The sequence below is a fragment of the Actinomadura sp. 6K520 genome (assembly GCF_004349245.1).
In the GTDB taxonomy this organism is placed as follows: domain Bacteria; phylum Actinomycetota; class Actinomycetes; order Streptosporangiales; family Streptosporangiaceae; genus Spirillospora.
This window is the reverse complement of record NZ_SMLC01000024.1, coordinates 30,039-53,547: the sequence shown is the minus strand read 5'-3', so window position 1 is coordinate 53,547 and position 23,509 is coordinate 30,039. Positions and strand designations below refer to the sequence as shown.

21 protein-coding genes are annotated in these 23,509 nt (G+C 72.2%); 8 read left to right on the top strand and 13 right to left on the bottom strand.

Going from position 1 to position 23,509, the window contains the following annotated elements:
* Positions 1-68: 68 nt before the first annotated feature.
* The 3 genes from E1289_RS09350 to deoC are packed head-to-tail and all read right to left on the bottom strand — an operon-like array spanning position 69 to position 3,318.
* Positions 69-938: an aldehyde dehydrogenase family protein gene (locus E1289_RS09350; protein WP_131977492.1), complete on the bottom strand. Its 870-nt coding sequence runs from the start codon at positions 936-938 to the stop codon at positions 69-71.
* Complete coding sequence (locus E1289_RS09345; RefSeq protein ID WP_131977489.1) at positions 931-2,373, bottom strand: aldehyde dehydrogenase family protein; 1,443 nt, start codon at positions 2,371-2,373, stop codon at positions 931-933. The genes E1289_RS09350 and E1289_RS09345 overlap by 8 nt, the downstream gene beginning before the upstream one ends.
* A gap of 3 nt (positions 2,374-2,376) precedes the next feature.
* On the bottom strand, positions 2,377-3,318 hold the full coding sequence (gene deoC, locus E1289_RS09340; protein WP_131977486.1) for a deoxyribose-phosphate aldolase: 942 nt from the start codon (positions 3,316-3,318) through the stop codon (positions 2,377-2,379).
* A 96-nt stretch (positions 3,319-3,414) separates the two neighbouring features.
* On the opposite strand from deoC, the gene E1289_RS09335 reads away from it, so the two are divergent.
* From E1289_RS09335 to E1289_RS09325, 3 genes are read left to right on the top strand one after another with little or no spacing between them, the layout of a single operon-like run.
* Positions 3,415-3,819 (top strand): GntR family transcriptional regulator, encoded by a 405-nt coding sequence (locus E1289_RS09335; protein WP_131977483.1) that lies wholly within the window; start codon positions 3,415-3,417, stop codon positions 3,817-3,819.
* Positions 3,816-4,697, top strand: coding sequence for an ABC transporter ATP-binding protein (locus E1289_RS09330; protein WP_131977481.1), 882 nt, complete (start codon positions 3,816-3,818; stop codon positions 4,695-4,697). The genes E1289_RS09335 and E1289_RS09330 overlap by 4 nt, the downstream gene beginning before the upstream one ends.
* Complete coding sequence (locus E1289_RS09325) at positions 4,694-5,728, top strand: ABC transporter permease subunit (RefSeq protein ID WP_131977479.1); 1,035 nt, start codon at positions 4,694-4,696, stop codon at positions 5,726-5,728. Before E1289_RS09330 ends, E1289_RS09325 begins: the two co-directional genes overlap by 4 nt.
* A gap of 8 nt (positions 5,729-5,736) precedes the next feature.
* Here E1289_RS09325 and E1289_RS09320 read toward each other — a convergent pair whose 3' ends face one another.
* Positions 5,737-6,495, bottom strand: a complete 759-nt coding sequence (locus E1289_RS09320) for an IclR family transcriptional regulator (protein WP_131977477.1) — start codon at positions 6,493-6,495, stop codon at positions 5,737-5,739.
* Positions 6,496-6,706: 211 nt separating this feature from the next.
* Here E1289_RS09320 and E1289_RS09315 point away from each other — a divergent pair, with 211 nt between their 5' ends.
* Complete coding sequence (locus E1289_RS09315; RefSeq protein ID WP_131977475.1) at positions 6,707-8,680, top strand: acyl-CoA dehydrogenase family protein; 1,974 nt, start codon at positions 6,707-6,709, stop codon at positions 8,678-8,680.
* A gap of 180 nt (positions 8,681-8,860) precedes the next feature.
* The gene (locus E1289_RS09310; protein ID WP_131977473.1) at positions 8,861-9,694 is read left to right on the top strand and encodes a methyltransferase domain-containing protein; all 834 of its coding nucleotides are present in this window, start codon (positions 8,861-8,863) and stop codon (positions 9,692-9,694) included.
* A gap of 298 nt (positions 9,695-9,992) precedes the next feature.
* On the opposite strand, the gene E1289_RS40090 is transcribed toward E1289_RS09310, so the two are convergent.
* Positions 9,993-12,905, bottom strand: a complete 2,913-nt coding sequence (locus E1289_RS40090) for a helix-turn-helix transcriptional regulator (RefSeq protein ID WP_279487146.1) — start codon at positions 12,903-12,905, stop codon at positions 9,993-9,995.
* 42 nt (positions 12,906-12,947) lie between these two features.
* Positions 12,948-13,982 carry a CoA transferase gene (locus E1289_RS09300; protein WP_131977471.1) on the bottom strand — a complete coding sequence of 345 codons (1,035 nt, stop codon included), beginning with the start codon at positions 13,980-13,982 and terminating at the stop codon, positions 12,948-12,950.
* Positions 13,983-14,144: 162 nt separating this feature from the next.
* Between E1289_RS09300 and E1289_RS09295 the strand changes: the two genes are divergently transcribed.
* Entirely contained in the window at positions 14,145-14,615 is a 471-nt protein-coding gene (locus tag E1289_RS09295; protein ID WP_207928877.1) for an LLM class flavin-dependent oxidoreductase, read from the top strand.
* Here the strand turns inward: E1289_RS09295 and E1289_RS09290 are convergent.
* The 3 genes from E1289_RS09290 to E1289_RS09280 form a co-directional block, all read right to left on the bottom strand.
* Positions 14,612-15,796, bottom strand: coding sequence for an RNA-guided endonuclease TnpB family protein (locus tag E1289_RS09290; protein ID WP_131977469.1), 1,185 nt, complete (start codon positions 15,794-15,796; stop codon positions 14,612-14,614). The two genes, E1289_RS09295 and E1289_RS09290, sit on opposite strands and share 4 nt — an antisense overlap.
* 228 nt (positions 15,797-16,024) lie before the next feature.
* Positions 16,025-16,762, bottom strand: a complete 738-nt coding sequence (locus E1289_RS09285; protein WP_131977467.1) for a hypothetical protein — start codon at positions 16,760-16,762, stop codon at positions 16,025-16,027.
* Positions 16,763-16,859: 97 nt separating this feature from the next.
* Positions 16,860-18,095 carry an epoxide hydrolase gene (locus E1289_RS09280; RefSeq protein ID WP_131977465.1) on the bottom strand — a complete coding sequence of 412 codons (1,236 nt, stop codon included), beginning with the start codon at positions 18,093-18,095 and terminating at the stop codon, positions 16,860-16,862.
* A gap of 109 nt (positions 18,096-18,204) precedes the next feature.
* Here E1289_RS09280 and E1289_RS09275 point away from each other — a divergent pair, with 109 nt between their 5' ends.
* The gene (locus E1289_RS09275) at positions 18,205-18,660 is read left to right on the top strand and encodes a GNAT family N-acetyltransferase (protein WP_131977462.1); all 456 of its coding nucleotides are present in this window, start codon (positions 18,205-18,207) and stop codon (positions 18,658-18,660) included.
* A 36-nt stretch (positions 18,661-18,696) separates the two neighbouring features.
* On the opposite strand, the gene E1289_RS09270 is transcribed toward E1289_RS09275, so the two are convergent.
* Positions 18,697-19,527: an NAD(P)H-dependent oxidoreductase gene (locus E1289_RS09270; protein ID WP_131977459.1), complete on the bottom strand. Its 831-nt coding sequence runs from the start codon at positions 19,525-19,527 to the stop codon at positions 18,697-18,699.
* A gap of 113 nt (positions 19,528-19,640) precedes the next feature.
* Here E1289_RS09270 and E1289_RS40085 point away from each other — a divergent pair, with 113 nt between their 5' ends.
* The gene (locus E1289_RS40085; RefSeq protein WP_131977456.1) at positions 19,641-20,543 is read left to right on the top strand and encodes a helix-turn-helix domain-containing protein; all 903 of its coding nucleotides are present in this window, start codon (positions 19,641-19,643) and stop codon (positions 20,541-20,543) included.
* On the opposite strand, the gene E1289_RS09260 is transcribed toward E1289_RS40085, so the two are convergent.
* The 3 genes from E1289_RS09260 to ahcY all read right to left on the bottom strand — a co-directional run bounded on the left by E1289_RS09260 (position 20,512) and on the right by ahcY (position 23,367).
* Positions 20,512-21,399 carry a hypothetical protein gene (locus E1289_RS09260; RefSeq protein ID WP_131977453.1) on the bottom strand — a complete coding sequence of 296 codons (888 nt, stop codon included), beginning with the start codon at positions 21,397-21,399 and terminating at the stop codon, positions 20,512-20,514. The genes E1289_RS40085 and E1289_RS09260 overlap by 32 nt on opposite strands.
* Before the next feature lie 127 nt (positions 21,400-21,526).
* Positions 21,527-22,105 carry a hypothetical protein gene (locus E1289_RS09255; RefSeq protein WP_131977450.1) on the bottom strand — a complete coding sequence of 193 codons (579 nt, stop codon included), beginning with the start codon at positions 22,103-22,105 and terminating at the stop codon, positions 21,527-21,529.
* A 5-nt stretch (positions 22,106-22,110) separates the two neighbouring features.
* On the bottom strand, positions 22,111-23,367 hold the full coding sequence (ahcY, locus tag E1289_RS09250; RefSeq protein ID WP_131977447.1) for an adenosylhomocysteinase: 1,257 nt from the start codon (positions 23,365-23,367) through the stop codon (positions 22,111-22,113).
* Positions 23,368-23,509: the final 142 nt, after the last annotated feature.

Sequence of the window (23,509 nt, the reverse complement as noted above, 5' to 3'; positions counted from 1 at the left end):
TGATGATCAGCCGAGGGGAGATCTATTCCACCGAAAGCGACCCTCTACACACGCAGCGTGATTTCAGCTCAGACGCCCACGGGATGCCAGACGGTCTTGGTCTCCAGGAACGCGGTCAGCCGGGCGGTTCCCGGCTCCGCGGTCCAGCCCTCGCCGTCCGGGCGCAGCACGCGCTTGAGGTTCCCCGCGGCGCGCTCCTCAAGGTCAGGGACGTCCCCGGGCGCCGCCCCGGTGAGGTCGACGGCGTTGACGTCCATGTGGTCGGCGAGCCACGGCGCGAGTTCGGCGCGGTGCCCGGTCAGGATGTTGACCACGCCGCCGGGCAGGTCGGACGTGGCCAGCACCTCGGCCAGCGTGACCGCCGGCAGGGGCGCCGGTTCGGACGCGACCACGACGGCGGTATTCCCGGACACGATCACCGGGGCCACGACCGACACGAGGCCGAGCAGCGGCGAGTCGGGCGCGACGACGGCGACGACGCCGGTGGGCTCGGGCGTGGAGAAGTTGAAGAACGGGCCGGACACCGGGTTCGCCGAGCCGGCGACCGCGGAGATCTTGTCGGCCCAGCCCGCGTACCAGACCCACCGGTCGACGGCGGCGTCCGCCTCGGCGGCGGCCTGCGACCTGCTCAGGCCCGTCCCGCGCAGTTCGGCGGTGAACTGGTCGCGCCGCCCTTCGAGCATCTCGGCGACGCGGTAGAGGATCTGGCCGCGGTTGTAGGCGGTCCGGCCCGACCAGCCGGGGAACGCCTTGCGGGCCGCGACGACCGCGTCGCGGGCGTCCTTGCGGGACGCGCGGGACGCGTTGGCGACGAAACGGCCCTTGGCGTCGGTGACCACGTACGACCTGCCGGATTCGGAACGGGGGAACGCGCCGCCGATGAACAGCTTGTAGGTCTTGCGCACCGCGAGACGCTCGGATCCTGCCTTGTCAGACACTGAGGTAGCCCTCCAGTCCGTGGCGTCCGCCCTCGCGGCCGAACCCCGATTCCTTGTAGCCGCCGAACGGGGAGGCCGGATCGAACTTGTTGAAGGTGTTGGCCCAGACCACGCCGGCGCGGAGCCGCTGCGCCGTCCAGAGGATCCGCGAGCCCTTCTCCGTCCAGATCCCGGCGGACAGCCCGTAGGGCGTGTTGTTGGCCTTGGTCACGGCCTCCTCCGGCGTCCGGAACGTCAGCACCGAGAGGACGGGCCCGAAGATCTCCTCGCGGGCGATCCGGTGCGACTGCGCCACGTCGGTGAAGACCGTCGGTGCGAACCAGAAGCCCTGGGCGGGCAGCTCGCAGGGCGGCGACCAGCGCGCGGCCCCCTCCCGCTCGCCCGCGTCCGACAGTTCCCGGATCTTGGCGAGCTGGGCGGCGGAGTTGATCGCGCCGACGTCGGTGTTCTTGTCGAGCGGGTCCCCGACCCGCAGCGTCGCCATCCGGGCCTTCAGCCGCTCCAGCAGCTCCCCGGCGACCGACTCCTGGACCAGCAGCCGCGACCCCGCGCAGCACACGTGGCCCTGGTTGAAGAAGATGCCGTTCACGATGCCTTCGACGGCCTGGTCGAGCGCGGCGTCGTCGAACACGATGTTGGCGGCCTTGCCGCCGAGTTCGAGGGTGAGCTTCTTCCTCGTCCCGGCGACGACCCGGGCGATCTGCCGGCCGACGTCGGTCGAGCCGGTGAAGGCGACCTTGTCGATCCCGTCGTGCGCGACGAGGGCGCGGCCGGTCTCCCCCGCGCCCGTGACGATGTTGACGACGCCCGGCGGCAGCTCGGCCTGCCGGCAGATGTCGGCGAACAGCAGCGCCGTCAGCGGGGTCGTCTCGGCGGGCTTGAGCACGACGGTGTTGCCGCACGCCAGCGCGGGGGCGATCTTCCAGGCCAGCATCAGCAGCGGGAAGTTCCACGGGATCACCTGGCCCGCCACGCCCAGCGGCCTCGGGTCGTCCCCGAACCCGGCGTGCCGCAGCTTGTCGGCCCACCCGGCGTAGTAGAAGAAGTGCGCGGCGACCAGCGGCACGTCCACGTCCCGCGACTCGCGGATCGGCTTGCCGTTGTCGATCGACTCCAGCACCGCCAGCTCCCGCGAGCGCTCCTGGACGATCCGGGCGATGCGGTACAGGTACTTGGCGCGCTCGCGCCCCGGCACCGGCCCCCACACCTTGTCGAACGCCTTGCGGGCGGCCTTGACGGCGCGGTCGACGTCCGCCTCGTCGGCGCGGGCGACGTCGGCCAGCACGCTCTCGTCGGCGGGGTTGATCGTCTTGAACGGCTCGCCGTGCCCGTCGGTGAACTCCCCGTCGACGAACAGCCCGTAGGAGCCGCGGATGTCGACGACGGAACGGGACTCGGGCGCCGGCGCGTACTCGAAGACGTTCTCAGAAGCCATCGCTCAGTCCAGGGTGAAGTAGTCGGGACCGGAGTACACCCCGGTGGCCAGCTTGCGGCGCTGCATCAGCAGGTCGTTCAGCACGCTGGACGCCCCGAGCCGGAACCAGTCGGGCGTCAGCCAGTCCGGCCCGGCGGTCTCGTTCACCAGCACCAGGTACTTGATCGCGTCCTTGGTGGTGCGGATCCCGCCCGCCGGCTTGACGCCGACCTGCCGTCCCGTGGCCGCCCGGTAGTCGCGGACGGCCTCCAGCATCACCAGCGTCACCGGGAGCGTCGCCGCGGGCGACACCTTCCCGGTCGAGGTCTTGATGAAGTCCGCGCCGGCCCGCATCGCGAGCCACGAGGCACGCCGCACGTTGTCGAGCGTGGCCAGTTCCCCGGTCTCCAGGATCACCTTCAGGTGCGCGTCGCCGCAGGTCTCCTTGACCGCGACGATCTCCGCGAAGACCTTGGCGTAGTCGCCGGCCAGGAACGCGCCCCGGTCGATCACCATGTCGATCTCCGCCGCGCCCGCGGCCACCGCCGCCCGCGTGTCGGCCAGCTTCGCCTCCAGCGGCGCCCGTCCCGAGGGGAACGACGTCGCCACGCTCGCGACGCCGATGCCCGTCCCCTCCAGCGCCTGGACGGCGACGCCCACCAGGTCGGAGTAGACGCACACCGCCGCCACCCGCGGCACCGACGCGTCCGCCGGGTCCGGGTGCGCGGCCTTGGCGCACAGCGCCCGCACCTTCCCGGCGGTGTCGGCGCCCTCCAGGGTGGTCAGGTCCACCATCGAGATCGCCAGGTCGATCGCCGCGGCCTTGGCCGTCGTCTTGATCGACCGGGTCGCCAGCCGCGCGGCCCGTTCCTCGGCCCCGACCCGGTCCACGCCCGGCAGCCCGTGCAGTTGGGCGCGCAACTCGGCGGCGCCGCTCAGAGTCTCCGTTGACACGCCCCCCAGCATCGCCGAACTACGCCCCCGGCACAAAACGCCCACGAATCCGTTTCCAGGTTGACATCCGGGAGTACCAGACGCCTAAAGTGCTAGCATCCTAGTTAAATGGAGGTGGCGGTGATCGAGTTCCATCTCGACTCCGGGTCGGGAGTGTCGCCGTACATGCAGCTCGTCCAGCAGGTGCGGCACGCACTGCGGCTCGACCTCCTGCGGGTGGGCGATCAACTGCCGACGGTCAAGGACGTGGTGGCCAAGCTCGCCATCAACCCGAACACCGTGCTCAAGGCGTACCGGGAGCTGGAGCACGAGGGCCTCGTCGCACCGCGTCCGGGCGTCGGGACGTTCGTGACGCGGACGCTGGCCGGCGAGTCGCTCGCCGCCCACGGCCCGCTGCGCAAGGACCTGCAGCGCTGGCTGGCCAAGGCGCGGCTCGCCGGGCTGGACGACGAGAGCATCGAGGCGCTGTTCATGACGACGTTTCGGTCCGCCCATCAGGAGGACATAGCATGACCGCCGCCCTCCAGGCCGAGGGCCTGGGCAAGCGATACGGGAAGCGCTGGGCGCTCTCCGACTGCACACTCGACATCCCGGCGGGACGGGTCGTCGGCCTCGTCGGCCCGAACGGCGCGGGCAAGACGACGCTGCTGAACCTGGCGGTCGGCCAGCTCTCGCCCTCCGCGGGCGGCATCCGGGTGCTCGGCGGGCGGCCGGCGAGCGGGCCGGAGCAGCTCGCCAAGGTCGGATACGTCGCCCAGGACACGCCCACCTACGCCGGGCTGACCGTCGCCGAGCATCTGAAGCTGGGGACGCGGCTCAACCCCGGCTGGGACGCCGCCCTCGCCCGGGAACGCGTCGAGCGGCTCGGCTTGGACCCCGCGCGCAAAGCCGGGAAGCTGTCCGGCGGGCAGCGCGCCCAGCTGGCCCTCACCCTCGGCGTCGCGAAGCGGCCCGAGCTGCTCGTCCTGGACGAACCGGTCGCGGCGCTCGACCCGCTGGCCCGCCGCGAGTTCCTGCAGGGCCTGATGGAGGCCGCGGTCGAGCACTCGCTGAGCGTCCTCCTGTCGTCCCACCTGGTGAACGACCTGGAACGGACCTGCGACTACCTCATCGTGCTCGTGGAGTCGCGCGTCCGGGTCGCCGGGGACGTCGACGACCTGCTCACCGCCCACCACCGGCTGACCGGGCCGCGCCGCGACCCGGCCACCCTCCCCGCGGACCAGGAGGTCGTCTCCGAGAGCCACACCGACCGGCAGAGCACCCTCATCGTCCGGACGGACGGCCCGATCCATGACCCCGCGTGGACGGTCGGCCCGGTCGGGCTGGAAGACCTCGTGCTCGCCTACATGAACCCCGCGCCGTCCCGCCGCAAACTGGAGGCGATCCGATGATCTGGCTGACGCTCCGGCAGTTCCGCGTCCAGGGCGCGGTCGTGTTCGCCGGCCTCGCCGTCCTCGGCGCCGCCCTGGCGCTCACCGGTCCGGGCCTCGCGGACGAGTACGCCACCGGGATCGCATCCTGCACCACCAAGGACGCGTGCAACGAGTTCGCTCGGCAGTTCGTCACCGAGCACCAGGCGTACTACGGCGCGCTGCTCGCCATCGTGGTCGGCCTTCCGGGTCTCCTCGGCGTCTTCTGGGGCGCGCCCCTGATCGCCCGGGAGATCGAGGCCGGAACGCACCGCCTCGCGTGGAACCAGAGCGTGCCGCGCACCCGCTGGCTGGCCGTCAAGCTCGGCCTCGTCGGGTCGGCCTCCATGGCGGCCGCCGGGATCGCCGTCTTCGCCGTGGACCGGTGGTCCGACCCCCTGGCCGCGGCCGCGGCCACCCGCTCCTCGCGGATCATGCCGCTGCTGTTCGACGCGCACGGCATCGCCCCGGTCGGCTACGCGGCGTTCGCGTTCGCGCTCGGCGTCACCGTCGGGGTGCTCGTCCGCCGCACCCTGCCCGCCATGGCGATCACGCTCGCCGTGTTCGCCGCCGTCCAGGTCGCGGTGCCGCTGTGGGTCCGCCCGCACCTCATCCCGCCGGAGAGCGGCACCGTCGCGATCACGTCCGACAACCTGGACTCGCTGATGCTGCACAACGACAGCCTGATCGTGCGGACCCAGGCGGAGGCCGGGGCCTGGACGCTCGCGAACCACACCGTCGACGCGTCCGGCCGCGAGGTCGAGCACCTGCCCGCCTCCCTCGGCCCGGGACCGTGCGCCCCGCCGGGACCCCGGCCGGGCGCGAAAGGCCCCGCCGGACCGGCTCAGGAGTGCTTCGACGCGTTCGCGCGACTCGGCTACAGGCAGCATGTGGTCTACCACCCCGCCGATCGTTTCTGGCCGCTCCAGTGGGCCGAGACGGGGCTGTTCGCCATCCTCACCCTCGGCCTGACGGGGTTCTGCTTCTACTGGACGCGCCGCCGCGTCTCCTGAGGACCGGGTCAGGGGGTGAGGGTCAGGGTGCGCTGGATCTCGTCGGCGGTGGCGCGCATCAGGTGGGCGGAGCGTTCGACCCTGGCGAGCTTGGCGGGGCGGCAGGAGATGGCGAGGGCGCCCAGGACGGTGCCCGCGGCGTCGGTGACCGGGACGGCGGCGCAGGCGGTGCCGAGGGCGTACTCCTCGCGGTCGTACTGCAGGCCGCTCGGCGATTCGAGAGACCTAAACAGCCGGCCGGGGTCGGTGATGGTGTGCGGGGTCAGGTCGACGAGCGGGTGCCGCGCCAGGTAGTCGCGGCGGCGCTCCTCGTCGAACTGGCTGAGGACGCACTTGCCGATCGCGGTGGCGTGCGCGGCGTCCTCGAAGCCGACCCAGACGTCGACGCGGGGGGCGCGCGGGCCGTCGGCGATGTCGATGAGGCGGATCTCGTCGTCCATGTGCATGCTGAAGTACGCCGCGACGCCCAGCTCGTCCCGCAGGTCCATCAGGGTGGGGCGGATGCGGGCCAGCAGCTGCTGCGCCCTGCTCTGCCCGTGCAGCGCCTCGACCCGCTCGCCCAGCACCCAGACGCCGTCCGGCAGGCGCGTCGCGTAGCCCTCGTGCGCGAGGGTGCGCAGCAGGTGGTAGGTGGTGGCGAGGGGCAGCCGGGCCTCTCTCGCGAGCTGCTTGGCGGGGGCGCCGTTCGGATGCGACGCGACCACTTCCATGAGGCGCAGGGCACGCTGCACCGAAGCGATGAGTGTGGGTTTGCGTGTCTCATCCATTACCCACAGCGAACCCCTCTGGCCTGGTCCGGTCAAGGCCTCGGCGACGGTCGCCCTCCATTTGATCACTTCTGACGTGGGCTCGCGGAGGGTTTCCCGATACCGCCTGGGGAAAGGGCGCTCACATGTACGGGACTACTCAGAAGTACGACCTGGGAGTAACTTCGGGGCGGAGCCATGTCGCATCCGAGGACCCGCCCGAGGAGGACGCATGAGCCAGACCAGCCCCGCGCAGGCCGGGCAGCACGTGGACGAGCGGACCGCGCGAAAGGTCGCCGAAGAGGCGCGGGAGACCGAGTGGCGGCTGCCGAGCTTCGGCAAGCAGCTCTTCCTCGGGGACTTCCGCCTCGACCTCGTCCACCCCCATCCCCGGCCGGACGAGGAGGCCCGCCGCAAGGGCGAGGAGTTCCTCGCGCGGCTCACCGAGTTCTGCGCCACGAAGATCGACCCGGCGCTGATCGAGCGGGAGTCGCGGATTCCGGACGACGTCATCGAGGGCCTGCGGGACCTCGGCGCGCTCGGCATGAAGATCCCTGAGAAGTACGGCGGCCTCGGCCTCAGCCAGCTCTACTACGGGCGCGCCCTGATGGTCGCCGGGTCGGTCAACCCGGCCCTCGGCGCGCTGCTGTCCGCGCACCAGTCCATCGGCGTCCCGCAGCCGATCAAGATGTTCGGGACGCGGGAGCAGAAGGACGAGTGGCTGCCGCGCTGCGCCCGGCAGATCAGCGCGTTCCTGCTCACCGAGCCCGACGTCGGCTCCGACCCGGCCCGGCTGCGCGCCACCGCCGTCCCCGACGGCGACGACTACGTCCTCAACGGCGTCAAGCTGTGGACGACCAACGGCGTCGTCGCCGACCTCGTCGTCGTCATGGCGCGCGTCCCGAAGTCGGAGGACCGCCGCGGCGGCATCTCCGCGTTCGTCGTGGACATGTCCACGCCCGGCATCACCGTGGAGAACCGCAACGCGTTCATGGGGCTGCGCGGCATCGAGAACGGCGTCACCCGGTTCCACGACGTCCGCGTCCCCAAGGCGAACCTGATCGGCAAGGAGGGCGCGGGCCTGAAGGTCGCGCTGACCACGCTGAACACCGGGCGGCTGTCGCTGCCCGCGATCTGCGCGGCGGGCGGCAAGTGGGCCGCGAAGATCGCGCGGGAGTGGTCCCGGGAGCGGGTGCAGTGGGGCCGGCCGGTCGGCGAGCACGAGGCCGTCTCCCGCAAGATCTCGTTCATCGCGGCGACCGCGTACGCGATGGAGGCGATGCTCGACCTGTCCAGCCAGCTCGCCGACGACGAGCGCAACGACATCCGGATCGAGGCGGCGCTGGCGAAGCTGTGGTCGTCGGAGATGGCGTGCCGCGCCGCCGACGAGCTGATCCAGCTGCGCGGCGGGCGCGGCTACGAGACCGCCGAGTCGCTCGCGGCGCGCGGCGAGCGCGGGGTGCCCGCCGAGCAGCTGTTCCGCGACCTGCGCATCAACCGGATCTTCGAGGGCTCCACCGAGATCATGCACCTGCTGATCGCCCGCGAGGCGGTGGACGCGCACCTGTCGGTCGCCGGGGACATCATCGACCCGGACGCGTCCGCCGGGACGAAGGCGCGGGCGGCGGCGAAGGCGGGCGGGTTCTACGCGCGCTGGCTGCCGACGCTGGTCACCGGGGCCGGGCAGCGCCCGAAGTCCTACGCCGAGTTCGGGGCGCTGGCGCGGCACCTGCGGTTCGTCGAGCGGTCCTCCCGCAAGCTGGCCCGGTCGATCTTCTACGCGGCCGGGCGCTGGCAGGGCGGCCTGGAGCAGCGGCAGGGCTTCCTCGGCCGGATGGTCGACATCGGCGCCGAGCTGTTCGCGATGAGCGCGGTGTGCGTCCGCGCGCAGGCCGACTCGTCCGCGGCGGGTCCGCTCGCGAGCGCCGGCCCCGGCGGCGAGGGGCCCGCCACGGCGCCCGGGAAGTCGGCCGTGCTGCTCGCGGACGCGTTCTGCCGGCAGGCGCGCGTCCGGGTCGAGGAGCTGTTCGACGGGCTGTGGCGCAACACCGACGCGGTGGACGCGAAACTGGCCCGCGCCGTCCTCAAGGGCGACTTCGCCTGGGTGGAGGAGGGCGTCCTGGATCCGTCCATCCCCGGGCCGTGGATCGCGCCGTCCGAGCCGGGTGCGAGCGAGAAGGAGGACGTCCATCGCACCATTGGCTGACCGAGACGGCTGGTCAAGGCGGCCGGCGAGGGCGGCGCACGGTCACCGCCGGGCGCCGGCCGCCCGCGGCTGGGTAGACTGGCCCGGCTTCGCGCCAGAGATCGGACCGTCCGAGCGGATCAGGTCATGCGATCCGGCGAACGAGAATCCGAGCGCCCACGCACCCAGCGAGCGGGAACAATGCACTCAACTGGTCAGAAGAAGTCCATCGCAGGAACCCTCCTCAGCCTCGTCGGCAGCCGCCCGAAGAGCTCCGGCGCCGCCGCTCCGGCGCCGCCGGGCGGGGGCGCGGACGGGGACGTCGTCCAGCCCGCCGCCGGAGATGGCGCGCTGGAGAACCACCTGGGCGGGGACGAGGCCCGCAACTACCGCAAGTACGAGTACGAGACCGTCGCGCCGCACGTCGGGCGGTCCATGCTGGAGGTCGGCTCGGGTCTCGGGCACTTCTCCGAGCAGTTCGCCGGGCGCCTCGACTACCTCGTCGTCAGCGACAACGACCCGTACTGCGTCGGCGAGCTGCGCAAGCGCTACGACGGCAGCGACGACGTCGAGGTCATCGACCTGGCGCTGCCCGCCGACATCGTGATCCGGCGGAAGGTCGACACCGTCGTGATGATGAACGTCCTGGAGCACATCAAGGACGACGTCCAGGCGCTGCGCGACCTCGCCGCCGTCACCGAGCCCGGCGGCCGGATCGTCATCTGGGTGCCCGGCTACATGCAGCTCTACGGGGACTTCGACCGCAAGGTCGGGCACGTCACCCGCTACACGCCGAAGACGCTGGAGGCGTCGGTCCGCGAGGCGGGCCTCGTCCCCGAGGTGCTCAAGCCGATCAACTTCCTGGGCGGGATCGCCTGGTGGTTCGCGGTCCGCCGCGGCGGCGCCGGCTACCCCGACCCGAAGCTCGTCAAGATCTACGACCGGACGGTCGTGCCGCTCACCCGCACCATCGAGCGCGTGGTCAAGCCGCCGTTCGGGCAGACGGTGTTCTGCGTCGCCCGCGTGCCGCGCTGACCCACCCGGGCACGCCCGCGCAGGCCGGAACGGGGACGGATCACGGAACGTGATCCGTCCCCGTCGCTTTTTTCCAGCGCCGCGAACCGGTATGTCGTCCAGCACACCGCGGCCCCTCGACCGCGAAACTGTGCAGTGGCCGGAACGATGACGGGCCGCCTCTCCGGGCGGCGAAGCACCGCCTGCTTCCGCGGGACGTCACCGCGAAGGCCGGCCACGAAGTTCCCGTGTGGTCCGACGGTTCGGCGGCGGGGGTCCTGCGGAGGGGAGATCCCCGCCACCGAATCAGCCCACCGGATCAGCCCACCGGGGCGCCGTCCCGCCCGGCCGGGACGCCGAACAGCGACAGGCGGTGCGCGGTCGCGGCCGCCTCGCCGCGGCTGGCCACGTCCAGCTTCCCGAGGATGTTGGAGACGTGCACGCTGGCGGTCTTCACCGAGATGAACAGCGCCTCGGCGATGTCGCGGTTGCTGCGGCCCTCGGCGACCAGGCGCAGCACCTCGTACTCGCGCGGCGTCAGCCCCAGCGGTGCCGCGGACTCGCCCCCGCGGGCGGTGCGGGTGCGGCGCAGCAGGTCGGCGACGCGATCGCCGAGCGGGACGGCGCCGAGGCCGCCGGCCAGCTCCGCCGCGGTGCGCAGCCGGACCGCGGCCGCGTCGTGGTCGCCGTCCGCCAGCGCGGCCCGCGCCGCGTTGAGCAGCGCGCACGCCCGCTGGTACGGGTTGCCGAGCGCCTCCCATGCCGCCGCGGCAGCCTCCCAGGCGGCGAGGTCGAGGACGCCGCGGGCGCGAGCGGCCGCGGCGGCGAACGTGCGCCGATGCGCGTCCTGGAGCGGGCCGACGACGTTGAGGCCGGCGGCGCGTTCCTCGATGCGCCGCAGGTCGTCGGCGGCGGCGTCGCCGAGCTCCGCGCAGATCGACGCGCCGGTGACCAGCGCGGGCCACGCGTACCGGGCGTCGTCGGGCAGGCCGGGGTTCTCCAGGACCGGACGGACCGCGTCCAGCCCGGCCTCGGGGCGTCCCTCCGCAAGCGCGACGTTGGCCTCGAGCCAGAGGGTGCTGAAGTAGTCCTGGGTCTTCAGCCACTTCATCTTGAGGTTCATGATCTCGCGGGAGCCGGCCAGCCGCTTCCGCGCGGTGGGCAGGTCGCCGCGCGCCAGCGCCAGCCAGCCGGACAGGACGAGCAGCGACGTCCGGGTCGTCACGGCCGGATCCTGCTCCATCGCCTGGTTCAGCACGGCGGTCGCCTCGTCCCACCGGCCGAGCGACACCAGCGGCTCGGCCGTGTTGATGGACAGGGACGTGCCCTGCGTGCGGGCCACCCCGAACTCGCGGGCGAGCTCGATGCCGCGCCCGGCGACCGCGGCGGCCTCCTCGTGCCGTCCCGCGCCCTCCAGGAAATGCGACTTGATCACGTGGAAGCGCAGCAGGACCCGCTGGTCGCCGATGCTCACCACCGTCCGGTCGATCTCGGCGAGGTTCTCCTCGTCGATGTAGTCGACGTCGGCGCAGAACCGGGTGATCAGCGCCTCGGCCTCGGTGACCGGGTCGCCGAGCGCGCGGGCGACCGCCAGCGCCTCGTCCGCCGCGTTGCGCGCCTCGTCGATCTCGGGGGTGAGGCGGACGTAGTTCCCCAGCGTGGACAGCGCCCGCGCACGCAGCGCCGTCGGCGGGTCGGCCGGCAGCATCGCCACGGCGGACCGCAGGTCCTCGACGAAACCCGGGCGCGCCATCTGGTAGCGCATGCGCCCGCGCAGTTCCAGCAGCATCGCCACGCGGGCCGGGTCGCGGTCACCGGCCCCCTCCCGGACGCCGTCGACCTCGCGCAGCGCCGCGGTGACGAGCTTGATGCCGCGGTCGAACTCGCCGGCCTGGTCCGCGGCGGCCGCGGCCTGCTCCAGGACGGTGCCGTGGTCGGCGCCGATGCGTTCGGCCGCGTCCGGGACCCGGTCCCACAGTTCGAGGACGCTCGACAGCATCGCCAGGCATTCGGCGTAGGCGAGGGCCTTGCGCGCGTCGGCGGCGGCCCGCCACGACGCGACCAGCGCCCACGTGCTGTCGTGGGCGGCCTTCCAGTGGTGGCTGAGCTCGACCCATAGCCGTCCCGCCGGAACGAGCCCGGGATCGTTCTCCAGCGCCTCCGCGTAGCGGCGGTGGAGCCGCGTGTGCTCGCCGGGCAGCAGGTCGTCGTGGATGACCTCGCGGATCAGCGCGTGCCGGAACGCGTAGCCGTCGCCCTCCACGACGAGGACGTTCGCGGCGACGGCGGGACGCAGCGCGCGGGTCAGCCCGCCGTCGCCGAGGCCGGTGACGGCCGCCAGCAGCGCGTGCTCGATGCGGGTGCCGCCGCCGCTCGCGTCCCGCAGCACGTCCTGCGTCTCCTCCGGGAGCCGCTGCACACCGGCGAGCAGCAGGTCGCGCAGCGACTCGGGCAGTTCGCACGCCAGCGTGCCGTCGTCGTCGAGCAGCGCCTCGATGAACAGCGGGTTGCCCTCGCTGCGGACGGCGATCCGCTCGACCAGGCCGGGCGGCGGCGTCCGGCCGAGCAGCTCGGTCACGAGCGCGGCGATGTCCGTGCGGGTCAGCGGCGCGATCTCCGCGCGCCGCACGTGCTCCACCCGCTCCAGCCCGGCGAGCAGCGGGCGCAGCGGATGGCTGCGGTGCAGCTCGTCCGACCGGTACGTCACGACGATAAGGATCGGCGCGGTGCCGAGGTTGCGGATCAGGAAGGCCAGCAGGTCGCGGGTGGAGCGGTCGGCCCAGTGCGCGTCCTCCACGACCAGCACGACCGGGCCGCGCTCGGCCAGCCGCTCCAGCAGCGTCAGCATGACCTCGAACAGGCGCGCGCGCTCCTCGCCGGACGCGGCGTCGCTCTCCGGCTCCCCGAACTCGGGCAGCAGCCGGGCGAGTCCGCCGGTGTCGCCGCGCGGCACGAGCCCGGCGACCCCGTCGGTGCCGATGTCGCGGACGAGGTCGCGCAGGACGGTCGTGAACGGCGCGAACGGAAGGCCGTCGGAGCCGAGTTCCAGGCAGCCGCCGGCGAGCACCCGGGCGTCCACGGACCGGGCGTACTCGCGGATCAGCCGGGTCTTGCCGACACCGGCGTCACCGCCGATGAGCACGGCCCCGGGTGCGGCGGCGAGCGCGTCCGCCAACTCCGCCAGCTCGGCGGATCTGCCGACCAGGACGGGACTCATCGCACGTGGGCTCACGTCCCCAGCATGCCAAACAAGCCGGACATTCCCACCTGATTTTCAGGCCGTGCGACTCCGCCAGATCTGCCCGCGATGCTCGTCCAGCCCGGCGACGGGGCCTTCGGGCAGCGGCGGGTGGACGGTCGTCCGCACCGGCCCCTCCTCCTGCACCGCACGCTGACCGAAGTGGTCGAGGCCCAGCATCTCGGCGTGCGACAGCACAGGAGCGACGGGCGCACCGGCCGCGGTCAGCAGCTCGACGGCCTCCGCCCGGGTGAGCTTCGCCACCGCCGCGGTCACGGCCCCGTCCAGCTCCCCGATCCTGCCCAGCCGCTCGGCGAAGGGAACGTCCGCGTGCTCGCCGATCCCCAGAGCGCGGCAGGTCGCGCCCCAGAGCCGGTCTTCGGAGACGACACCGAGCGTGATCTTCTGGCCGTCCTTCGTCGGATAGACGCCGTAGCCCGGGACCGGGCCCGCCCCCGACCGTCGCGTCGCCTCCGGGACGGTGCCGACCCAGTGCGCGAGGACGTCCGCCATCCCGAGGTCGATCCGGTCGCCGGCACCGGTGGCCCGCGCCTTCAGGCAGCCCGCGCTGATCGCGAAGGCGGCCATCGTGGCGGCCGCCATGTCCGCCACCGGCAGCTCGTCGGCCTCCGGCGACACGGCGTCCGGCGGCAGCGCGGCCGCATAGGCCCGATAGTTGATGTCGTGCCCGGGGACGTCCGACAGCGGCCCTTCGGCGCCGTAGCCGGAAATGGAGCAGTAGACGAGCGCGGGGTTGCGTTCGCGCAGCGCCCCGTACCCCACGCCGAGCCGGTCGGCGACTCCCGGCCGGAATCCCTCCACGAACACCTCCGCGCCCCCGGCGAGCTCCAGGCACCGCGCCAGCCCGTCCTCCGACTTGAGGTCGAGCACCATGCTGCGCTTGTGCCGGTTGAGGACGTCGAAGTGGCTCCGGAACATCCGCATCGGCTCCCCGCCGGGCGGCTCCACCTTGATCACGTCCGCACCGAGCTGGGCCAGCAGCTGCGTCGCGTACGGACCGGGCCGCCACATCGTCAGATCAAGAACCCGCAGCCCGTCCAGCAGCGCCATCCCGCCCCCTCCGCCGTACCGTCCGGATCACGGTCCCGCCGCAGCCCCCACCTCGTCAAGCGAACGCTTGCTCGTTGTTGACGGGACGTCCAATCGGGGTGAGGCTGGCTCGCAGGGCGACCGGGTGACGACGGGCGGCGCCACCCGATCCCGTACCGGGAGGTGGTCACGATCCGCTTCGGACTCTTCTACGAGCACCAGTTGCCGCGGCCGTGGAGTGACGGGCAGGAGCTGAAGCTCTACCAGGACGCGCTTGACCAGGTGGAGATCGCCGATCGGGTGGGGTTCGACTATGTGTGGGAGGTGGAGCACCACTTCCTGGAGGAGTACTCGCACTCTTCTGCGCCGGAGGTGTTCCTCGGGGCCGCTTCGCAGCGGACGAAGCGGATTCGGCTCGGGCACGGCATCGTGCAACTGCCGCCGGCCGTCAACCATCCCGCCCGGATCGCCGAGCGGATCGCGACGCTCGACCTCGTGTCCGGCGGCCGCGTCGACTTCGGGACCGGGGAGGCGAGTTCCAGCGCGGAACTCGGCGGGTTCGGGGTGCGCCGCACCGACAAGCGCGCCCAGTGGTGGCGGGCCGTCCCCCTACTGGTGACTCCTCCGCCCCCTGAAGGGGCGGCTTCTCGCTAAGCCGCTTCCGCGGCGTCGCGAAGGGCAAGCCCTGCCCGCAGGATGTTGACAGCCGCGTTCACATCGGCGTGCGCGGTGTGCCCGCACGCCAGGCAATGGAACTCGGCCTGGGTGGTGCGGTTCCCGGCCGCGCAGTGCCCGCAGGCCGCGCACTTCCGGGAGGTGTTGCGGGGGTCGACTGCGATCAGCTCACGACCGGCGCTCTCAGCCTTGTGCGCGAGGATCCGCAGGAACACCCCCCAACCCGCATCCAGGATCGAACGATTCAGACCGGACTTGGCCGCGACGTTCCGGCCCGGTGCCTCAACGGTCCCGGACGCCGAGCGGGTCATGTTCCCGATCCGCAGATCCTCGCAGACGATCAGGTCGTAGTCGCGGACCAGGGACAGCGCGGCCTTGTGGGCGGTGTCCAGACGTTGACGGCGGACCTTGCCGTGCAGCACGGCGACGCGGCGGGCGGTCTTGCGGCGCCGGTTCGAGCCGCGTTTACGCCGGGCCAGGTCGCGTTGCGCGGCGGCGAGCCGGTCGGCCGCCGACCGCAGGTGCCGGGGGTTGGCGAGATGGGCGCCGTCGCTGGTAGTGACCAGCGACGCCACACCCAGATCGATCCCCGCCACCGCACCGGTCTGCGGGAGCGGGGCGGCCGGGACGTCGTCGCACGACAGGATCAACAACCAGCGGCGGCCTTCGCGCTTCACACTGATCGTCTTCACGGTCCCGGCGATGGGGCGGTGCTGGTGGACGCGGACGTGCCCGATGCCCTGGAGCCGCACGAACGTCGCGGCCGGGTGTTCGGGCTGGGAGTTCCAGCGGCATCCGTCGCCGTCCCTGGGCCATTCGATCGTGTCGAACCAGCCTCGGCCCTTGAAGCGGGGGAACCCTGCCCGCCGCCCGGCCTTGACGCGGCGGAAGAATGCGGTGAACGCCTTGTCCAGACGCCGCAGGGTGGCCTGCTGGGAGCAGAACGACCAGCGGCCCTGCCCATCGGCGTCGTCAGCGCGGATGTGCTTGAGGTCGCCGGACTGGTCCCCGTACCGCACCGTCACCCCTGCCATGCGGTAGGCGGTGCGGCGGTGCTCCAACGCCGCGTTGTACAGGTTCCGGTGGTCTTCCAGGCACGCGGCCAAGGACCCGGCCTGTCGCGCGGTGGGCCGCAGCAGAAACTTGAAAGACCTACGCACGCCCCACCCCTGAAACCATCACGCTCGGTGGACCGACGCTACCGACGGCTACCGACAAAGTCCGAAAGGAGGAGCGAGGGACGCGACTCATCCGCCGCCTGAAGCCGGCAGTCCCCTCGCGCACTACCTGATGGTGGGTGGCCGCGGTCCCCCGACGTCCACGGCCACCCAACGGTGAGACGCCCGCGCTCCGCGTCCGGTTCGCAGAATTCAGTACGGCAAGCGAACCTACTTGGTGGAGGGCCGGCCGGCGACGAGGTCGCTCAGCCGGTCACCGAGCCGCTGCACGGGCCGCCGGTACCGGCGTTCGCGGTTGCGCGCCCACCGCTCCTTCCGGGAGCCCGGCGCGTACCGGCGCCGCGCCCAGGGCGAGTCCGGGCGCGCGAGCCGCACCGCGCCGACCAGCGCGACCACGCCGACGAAGAGCCCGATGACGCCCGTCCAGATCTTGCCCTTGAGCAGGGCGATCACGGCGACGCCCACGTTGAACAGGAGGGCGAGGACGATGCCCCACAGGCCGTCTCCGGCCGCGTCGTCCAGCCCCACCGGGTGCAGCCCCATCAGCAGCAGCCCGCACAGGGCGACGGTGATGAACACGACCTCGACCGACAGCCGGCCCTTCTCGCTCCAGTAGACGTCCCGCAGGTAGAACACGAGCGCGAACTCGTCCAGCACGAGGGCGGCGCCGACCCCGAACAGCGCCGCGGTGGCCGCAGCCAGCCCGGACGACCCGTCCTCGACGGTCAGCCCGCCGACGCCGCCGACGCACATGAACACGAGGCCGAACACCGCGTGGTGGACGTGCTGCCCGCCCGGTGTGACGTTCCCCGGCCACCACCGCACCTGTCGGCGGATCATCCGCACGCTGAACCGGATGAACAGGAACCCGGCGATGAACGCCACCAGGAAGCAGAACAGCCGGAGCCGCCCGGCGTCCGCGATCTCCCGTGTGAACCACTCCCCCACACGGGAGGCATTCCCCCCGGCGGGCAAGGCGGGGTAACGGGGCCGCCAACGGTTCTCCACCGCCGCTCCGCCCGGCCGCCGGACTCACGGAGCCCGTTCAGGGCCTGCGGCCGTGGAAGGTGCGGCGCAGGTCGCCCACCCAGGCGTCGGGGTTCTCCCAGGGGATGAAGTGGCCGCCGTCGTCGTGGGCGTTGACGTTGACGTGGTTGAACCAGCCGGCCAGCGGGCCGGTCTCGAACGCCCGGACGCGCTCGTCGACGGTGTGGATGCCGGGCGGGTTCTCGTACGTGACGAAGGTGAGGCCGACCGGGGCCTGCACGACCGGGGTGCGGTCGTGGGACGGGGCCCAGGGATGGCGGTTGGCGTTGGCGTAGTAGCGCATCGACGTGGCGATGGAGTTGTTCACCCAGTAGATCGTGGCGTGGGTGAGCAGGTCGTCCCTGGTGAAGACTGACTCGACGTCGCCGCCGTTGTCGCTCCAGGCGTTCCAGCGCTTCAGCAGCCAGGCGAGCAGTCCGGCGGGTGAGTCGCTCAGCCCGTGGGCCAGGGTGGCGCCGTCGAGCATGTGCACGGCGAGGTGGGAAGCCCAGCGGTGGTCCAGCTCGACGATGCGGGCACGGACGTCGGCGGGCTGGTCGTCGGTGAGAGGCCGGTTACGGGCGAAGTCCCAGGCCCGGGGGCCGGTGAAGAAGTCGAGCGGCAACCCGGAGCCGATGTGGATGCCGTACAGCGCGTCGGCGTACTTGTGGCCGAGCTGGCTGGAGACAAGCCCGCCGATGTCGCAGCCCCCGGCGGCGTACTTCCCGTAGCCAAGGGTCTCGGTCATCAGGGTGTGCCAGAGGTCGGAGACCTTCCAGAAGTTGACGTCCGGGAAGCCGGTGAGCGGGCCGGGGAAACCGAAGCCGGGCAGGGACGGCACGATGACGTCGAACGCGTCCGCGGGGTCACCGCCGAACGCGGCCGGGTCGGCGAGCGGGTCGATCACCTTCGACCAGTGCCAGAACGTCCACGGCCAGCCGTGGGTGAGGATCAGCGGGATCGGGCGGGGCCCGCGGCCGGGCTTGCGCATGAAGTGCACCGGGACACCGGCGACGCTCACCTCGTAGTGCTCGTAGGCGTTGATTGCGGCCTCGGCCTCGCGCCAGTCGTAGCCGTCCCGCCAGTAGGCGACCAGCCCGCGGAGGTAGCCGTCCGGGACGCCGTAGGACCAGTCCTCATTCCCCTCGTCCAGCGGCGGCCGGGTCGATGTGAGACGGGCGCGCAGGTCATCGAGGACCCCGTCGGGCACGTGGATCGGCGTGGGCTCCAGGGGGAAGGCGTGCGGGGTGGTCAAGGCGTGGTTCCTCACTGGGTGGGGCGAGCGGTGCCGTCGGCCTGCCGGTGATCGTCGGCGCTCGGCAGGAGATAATGGTTCAAGGTTCGCATGGCTCCGGAGGAGCGAGATGAACATCGTCGTCGACGACCTGTCCGGCTCGCAGATCGCCGGTTTTCTCCATGAGCACGTCCAGGAGATGCGGTCCATCACGCCGCTGGAGAGCAAGCACGCCCTTGATCTCGACGCCCTGCGCGCACCGGAGGTCACGTTCTGGTCGGTGATGGACGGCGACTCGATCGTGGGGTGCGGTGCCGTCAAGAGGCTGGACGCCGTCCACGCCGAACTGAAGTCGATGCGTACCGCGCCGCAGCGCAAGCGGAGCGGGATCGCGTCCTTGCTGCTCGAACACGTCCTTACCGAGGCCAAGCGCATGGGGTTCGCCCGACTGAGCCTGGAGACCGGCTCGGCCGAGTTCTTCCTTCCCGCGAGGAGGCTGTACGAGCGGTTCGGGTTCACCTACTGCGAGCCCTTCGCGGACTACAAGCCCGATCCGAACAGCGTGTTCATGACGCGGCCGCTCTGACGACTCGAAGAGATGCGGGGTGGTGCCGGTCCGCGTCTACGGTGCCTGGTCGGCGGTCCGGGGAGCGCCGCGGCGTTCCCGCGGGCGGACGTGGAGATCGAGTCCGCTCGTTCCCGGTGTCTCCAGGCCCGGCAGCAGCCGCATGTCGTGGTCGTAGTCGCCGGTGAGCGACCGGAACGGTACCGGCTCGTCCGTGAAGAGCCCGTCGAGGCGCCGCCGGTACTCCCGTTTCGCCGCCTCGAACCGTTCCCCGGGCATGTCCACGGTGCCGTACACCGCGAACGGGTCGAGCGGCGCCATGCCGGTGAACCAGAAGAAGCCGTGCTGCACCGGGTAGAGCACGTCGGCCAGCCGCCCGTGGACGCCACGGGCGGAGAACGCCGATTCCCGGGCACCGATCGTGACCGACGCCAGCGCGCGCCGCCCGCCCAGGGCGCCTTCGGTGTACGGCGGGGGGACGGCCGGGCCGTGCGCGAAGCCGTTGGTGAAGACCCGGTCGATCCAGCCCTTCAGGATCGCCGGTACGGAGAACCACCACAGCGGGAAGTGCAGGATCACGGCGTCCGACCACCGCACCTTCTCCTGTTCGGCGACGACATCGGGTGTGAGCAGGCCCGCCAGCGTCGCGCGCTCGTGGGCGCCGAGCAGGTCGAGCCGCCGGTCCGCGGGGTGGCCGGGGAAGTCGTCGGCGTCCAGTGCCGCCTTCCATTTCATCGCGTAGAGGTCCGACACCCGTACCGCGTGCCCGGCCGCGCGCAGGTGCTCGACCGCGAAAGCGGCCAGCGCGGCGGTGAGCGAGCGGGCTTCCGGGTGGACGGTCACAACGAGAATGTTCTTCCGCTTCCGCGGCGTGGTCTCAGCGTTCATGGCACCACGTTCGCCTCGTCGCGGGCGGGTAGCCAGAACCCCCTTCAGCGGGCGGACGGGTGTTCCTGGTACCGCGAGGGCCACGCATACTTGCATCCACGCATACTTGGACCATGGACGATGCGGGCCGCGTCGAGCGGGCGAACGGCGCCGGGGACGCCCGGCGGGACCTCGGCGCGTTCCTGCGGGCTCGCCGCGGCCGGGTCACGCCGCAGCATGTCGGGATCTCCGGTGGACGGCGCCGGCGGGTGAGCGGCCTGCGCCGCGAGGAACTCGCCCAGTTGGCCGGGATCAGCGTCGACTACTACATCCGCCTCGAACAGGGCCGGGCCACCCAGCCGTCCACCGAGGTCCTCGACGCGCTGGCCGGGGCGCTCCGCCTCGACGCGGCGGAACGCGGGCACCTGGCCACGCTGGCCGGCGCCGGGCACGGCACCGTGCCGAGGGCCCGCGTGAGCCCGCTGCTGCGGCGGATGCTGGACGGCATGGCGGGCTTTCCGGCATTCGTGACGAACCATCGCCTGGATGTGGTCGCCTGGAACGACCTGGGCGGCGAGTTGCTCGGCGGACTGGGGGTTCCGGGACGCCGCGACGCCAACAACGCCAGGTACCTGTTCCTCGACCCCGCGGCGCGCGCCGTCCACCCCGAGTGGGAGGACAGGGCCCGCGAGGCCGTGGGCCAGCTGCGGGTCTACGCGGGGCGCTATCCCGGCGACGAGGAACTGGCCGCACTGGTCGCCGGCCTGTCCGCGCGCAGCGCCGACTTCCGCAGGATCTGGGACAGCGGCGAGGTGGTGATGTGCGCGGCCGGCCGCAAACGGCTGCGGCACCCGGAGGCCGGGCTGCTCACCCTCGACTACGAGACCCTGCACGTCCCCGCCGCCCCTGGCGAGACGGGCCTGGTCGTCCACGTGTTCAGTGCCGAGGAGGGCAGCCGGGAGGCGGGCGCCCTCTCCCGGCTGTCCACGACCCGGCCGGACGTTCTCAGCCGCCCAGGGAGCGGAGTTTCTCGCTGAGGGTGGGGCGCATCTTCTTCAGGCACAGGACCGGGAGGTAGGCGCCGTCGGCCGTCATGAGGTGGGTGGACGTGGCGGGGCACTCCTGCTTCGCCTTCACCCGGCCCTCGACCTTGGCGACGGCCGTCCGGGCGGCGCAGTCGGCCTTCTTGGGGCCGCCGACGGCGAACGACGGGTCGGCGATGCAGTCGCCGCTCGCCAGCACACCGCCGCCCGCGCCGAGGCACAGCACCGGGCGCGCGATCTCGCCGCCGCCGAAGGACCGCAGCTTCATGGTCTCCAGCGTCTTCGCCGGGCAGGACGCCTCGGCGTCGACGCGGGCGATCACCTTGCCGTACCAGCCGGCGGAGGCGCACGCGACCTCCTTGCCGCCGAGGCCGAGGGAACCGCCGCTCACGCAGTCGCCGACGGCCAGCAGCGCGCCGCCCGCGCCCGGGTCGCCCGGGTGGGGGCCTGCGAGGTTGCGGACGCACGCCTCGTAGTAGCGCTTGTCGCCCTGCTTGAGGGTGACGTTGCTGATGCCGTCGGTGCCGGCCGGGCAGTCGGGCTCCGCCCGGCCGCCGAACTGGTACGCGGTGGCCTGCCGCTCATCGGTGATCTTGAGCACCTTCGCCTTGGCCGCGGGGTCGTCGCACTTCACCCGGGTACTGGCCGGGATCTTCTTGCCCGTGCCGTTCCCGAAGCCCGTGTCGATGCACTGCTCGGGCTTGAGCGGGCCGCTCAGCCGGTTCCCGGCGGTCTGGACGACCACCACGCCCACGGCCACCACCCCGAGGACGACGACGACCGCGAGCCCGGCCAGCACGAACACGAGCGGGGACCGCTTCCTGGCCGGCGGTGGGGCGGGGGCGCCCATCGGCGGAACGGGGGGCGGCTGTCCCTGCCCCGGTGGCTGGCCGTACAAGTCCGTGACCTCCTGATCATCTTGGCCTGATCATCTTGGGAGGTAAGGGACCTTATCGGCAAACGTCCACCACCCGTCGCTAGAGGCGGAGATTGGGCGGGGACTCCAGCTCGGTGAGCTCGATGCCGGGCGCGGCGACGACGACATCGCCCGCCAGGTGCACCGTCTCGATCTCGCCCGTGGCCAGGTCCGTGACCTCGTAGCGCGCGACCGGGAGCGGTTCGGTGTCGGTCTCGTGGTACGCCGTCCCGGACCGTTGCCAGCGCCAGGTGGTCGTCAGGGGCGCGAGAGACGGACCGTTGAGCTGGACGAGGCGCACGTCGGCCTGCGCGTTCTCGGCCAGCTCCAGCGAGTGCGCGATCGCCACGAGGAAACCGGGCGAGTCGGCCAGGAAGCCGGCCGCCCGCTCCGCGCGCTCCGTTCCCGTCTCGCCGGCCGCGCGCACCCAGGTGACCTCCGGGCCGGTGCGGCCGCCGCGCAGCCACCAGGTCGGTGTGACGAGTTCGACGCGGATCTGGCGCCAGCGCGCGTCCGTCACCAGGTCGACGCGGACGCCGTCGGAGCGCCGGGAGGTGTACCGCCACCCGCCGGGCCCGGGCGCGCACTGGAAGCGCTCGTCGAGCTCTCCGTCCAGGTGGAGGTAGGCGCCTGCGGGCATCGGCGTCAGGACCCGATGCGCCAGGAGCGCAGGTAGTCCTCTTGATCCTTCGAGAGGTGGTCGATGGCGATGGACATCGACGCCAGCTTGAGGCGGGCCACCTCCGTGTCGATCTCCTTCGGGACGTCGTGGACGGCCGGCGACAGCGTCGCGTGGGCGGTCGCGAGCCACGCGCACGTGAGGGCCTGGTCGGCGAACGACATGTCCATCACGGCGGCCGGGTGGCCCTCGGCGGCGGCCAGGTTGACCAGCCGCCCCTCCGCGAGGAGGACGAGGCGGCGCCCATCGGCCAGGACGTACTCGTCGGCCTGCGGGCGGACGCCCCGGTGAACCTCGACGGCCAGCTCGGCCAGGGCGCGGACATCGATCTCGACGTCGAAGTGGCCGGAGTTGGCGAGGATCGCGCCGTCCTTCATCACGGCGAGATGCTCCCCGTTCACGACGTCCCGGTTTCCGGTGACCGTGATGAAGACGTCGCCGTCGGCGGCCGCCTGCGCCATGGGCTGGACGGCGAAGCCCTGCAGCGCCGCGTCCAGCGCCTTCACCGGGTCGATCTCCGTGACGACGACCCGGGCGCCGAGGCCGCGGGCCCGCTCGGCCAGCCCCCGGCCGCAGTAGCCGAACCCGGCGATGACGATCGTCTTCCCCGCGAGGAGCGTGTTCGTCGCGCGGACGATGCCGTCCAGGGTCGACTGCCCGGTTCCGTACCGGTTGTCGAACATGTGCTTCGTGTCGGTGTCGTTGACCGCGACCATCGGAAAGCGGAGCGCGCCCTCGAAGGCCATCTGGTGCAGCCGGATGACACCCGTCGTCGTCTGCTCGCAGCCCGCCTTGACCGTGCCGAGCAGGTCGGTCCGGTCGGTGTGCAGGGTGTTGACCAGGTCGCACCCGTCGTCCAGGACGAGGTCGGGCCCGGTCTCCAACGCCCGGTGGATGTGGGCGTAGTACCCCTCACGGTCGGTACCGGCCCGCGCGAAGACCTCCGCGCCGTACTCCTGGACGAGCGCGGCGGCGGTGTCGTCCTGCGTGGAGAGCGGGTTGGACGCGGCGAGGGCGACGCTCGCGCCCCCCGCCTGGAGGGTGCGGATGAGCCCGGCGGTCTCGGTCGTGATGTGCATGCACGCCGCGACCTTCAACCCGTCCAGGGGACGCTCGGCGGCGAACCGCTCCCGGATCTGCCGCAGCACGGGCATGCTCCGGTCGGCCCACCCGATCCGCTTGACGCCCTCGTACGCCAGCGAAGCATCCGCGATATCGCTCATCAGCACCCCCTCAAGGCGACGAACCGCCGCACCACTCCTACGACAACATCAGTCGGCACACCAGCCACGCGACAACCCAAACCGTCGCGATTGCGTCCGAAGGCAGGCTTCGAGCCCGCGAGAAACCTGATCGCGCAGCGAG

What these genes read in the sequence shown, in the direction of transcription:
- E1289_RS09260 (WP_131977453.1), bottom strand. Translation starts at nt 21,399, where the DNA reads ATGGGCGCCCCCGCCCCACCGCCGGCCAGGAAGCGGTCCCCGCTCGTG.
- E1289_RS09300 (WP_131977471.1), bottom strand. Translation starts at nt 13,982, where the DNA reads ATGGCGCTGCTGGACGGGCTGCGGGTTCTTGATCTGACGATGTGGCGG.
- E1289_RS09325 (WP_131977479.1), top strand. Translation starts at nt 4,694, where the DNA reads ATGATCTGGCTGACGCTCCGGCAGTTCCGCGTCCAGGGCGCGGTCGTG.
- E1289_RS09310 (WP_131977473.1), top strand. Translation starts at nt 8,861, where the DNA reads ATGCACTCAACTGGTCAGAAGAAGTCCATCGCAGGAACCCTCCTCAGC.
- E1289_RS09335 (WP_131977483.1), top strand. Translation starts at nt 3,415, where the DNA reads ATGGAGGTGGCGGTGATCGAGTTCCATCTCGACTCCGGGTCGGGAGTG.
- E1289_RS09275 (WP_131977462.1), top strand. Translation starts at nt 18,205, where the DNA reads ATGAACATCGTCGTCGACGACCTGTCCGGCTCGCAGATCGCCGGTTTT.
- E1289_RS09330 (WP_131977481.1), top strand. Translation starts at nt 3,816, where the DNA reads ATGACCGCCGCCCTCCAGGCCGAGGGCCTGGGCAAGCGATACGGGAAG.
- deoC (WP_131977486.1), bottom strand. Translation starts at nt 3,318, where the DNA reads ATGCTGGGGGGCGTGTCAACGGAGACTCTGAGCGGCGCCGCCGAGTTG.
- E1289_RS09345 (WP_131977489.1), bottom strand. Translation starts at nt 2,373, where the DNA reads ATGGCTTCTGAGAACGTCTTCGAGTACGCGCCGGCGCCCGAGTCCCGT.
- E1289_RS40085 (WP_131977456.1), top strand. Translation starts at nt 19,641, where the DNA reads ATGGACGATGCGGGCCGCGTCGAGCGGGCGAACGGCGCCGGGGACGCC.
- E1289_RS09270 (WP_131977459.1), bottom strand. Translation starts at nt 19,527, where the DNA reads ATGAACGCTGAGACCACGCCGCGGAAGCGGAAGAACATTCTCGTTGTG.
- E1289_RS09320 (WP_131977477.1), bottom strand. Translation starts at nt 6,495, where the DNA reads ATGGATGAGACACGCAAACCCACACTCATCGCTTCGGTGCAGCGTGCC.
- E1289_RS09315 (WP_131977475.1), top strand. Translation starts at nt 6,707, where the DNA reads ATGAGCCAGACCAGCCCCGCGCAGGCCGGGCAGCACGTGGACGAGCGG.
- E1289_RS09255 (WP_131977450.1), bottom strand. Translation starts at nt 22,105, where the DNA reads ATGCCCGCAGGCGCCTACCTCCACCTGGACGGAGAGCTCGACGAGCGC.
- ahcY (WP_131977447.1), bottom strand. Translation starts at nt 23,367, where the DNA reads ATGAGCGATATCGCGGATGCTTCGCTGGCGTACGAGGGCGTCAAGCGG.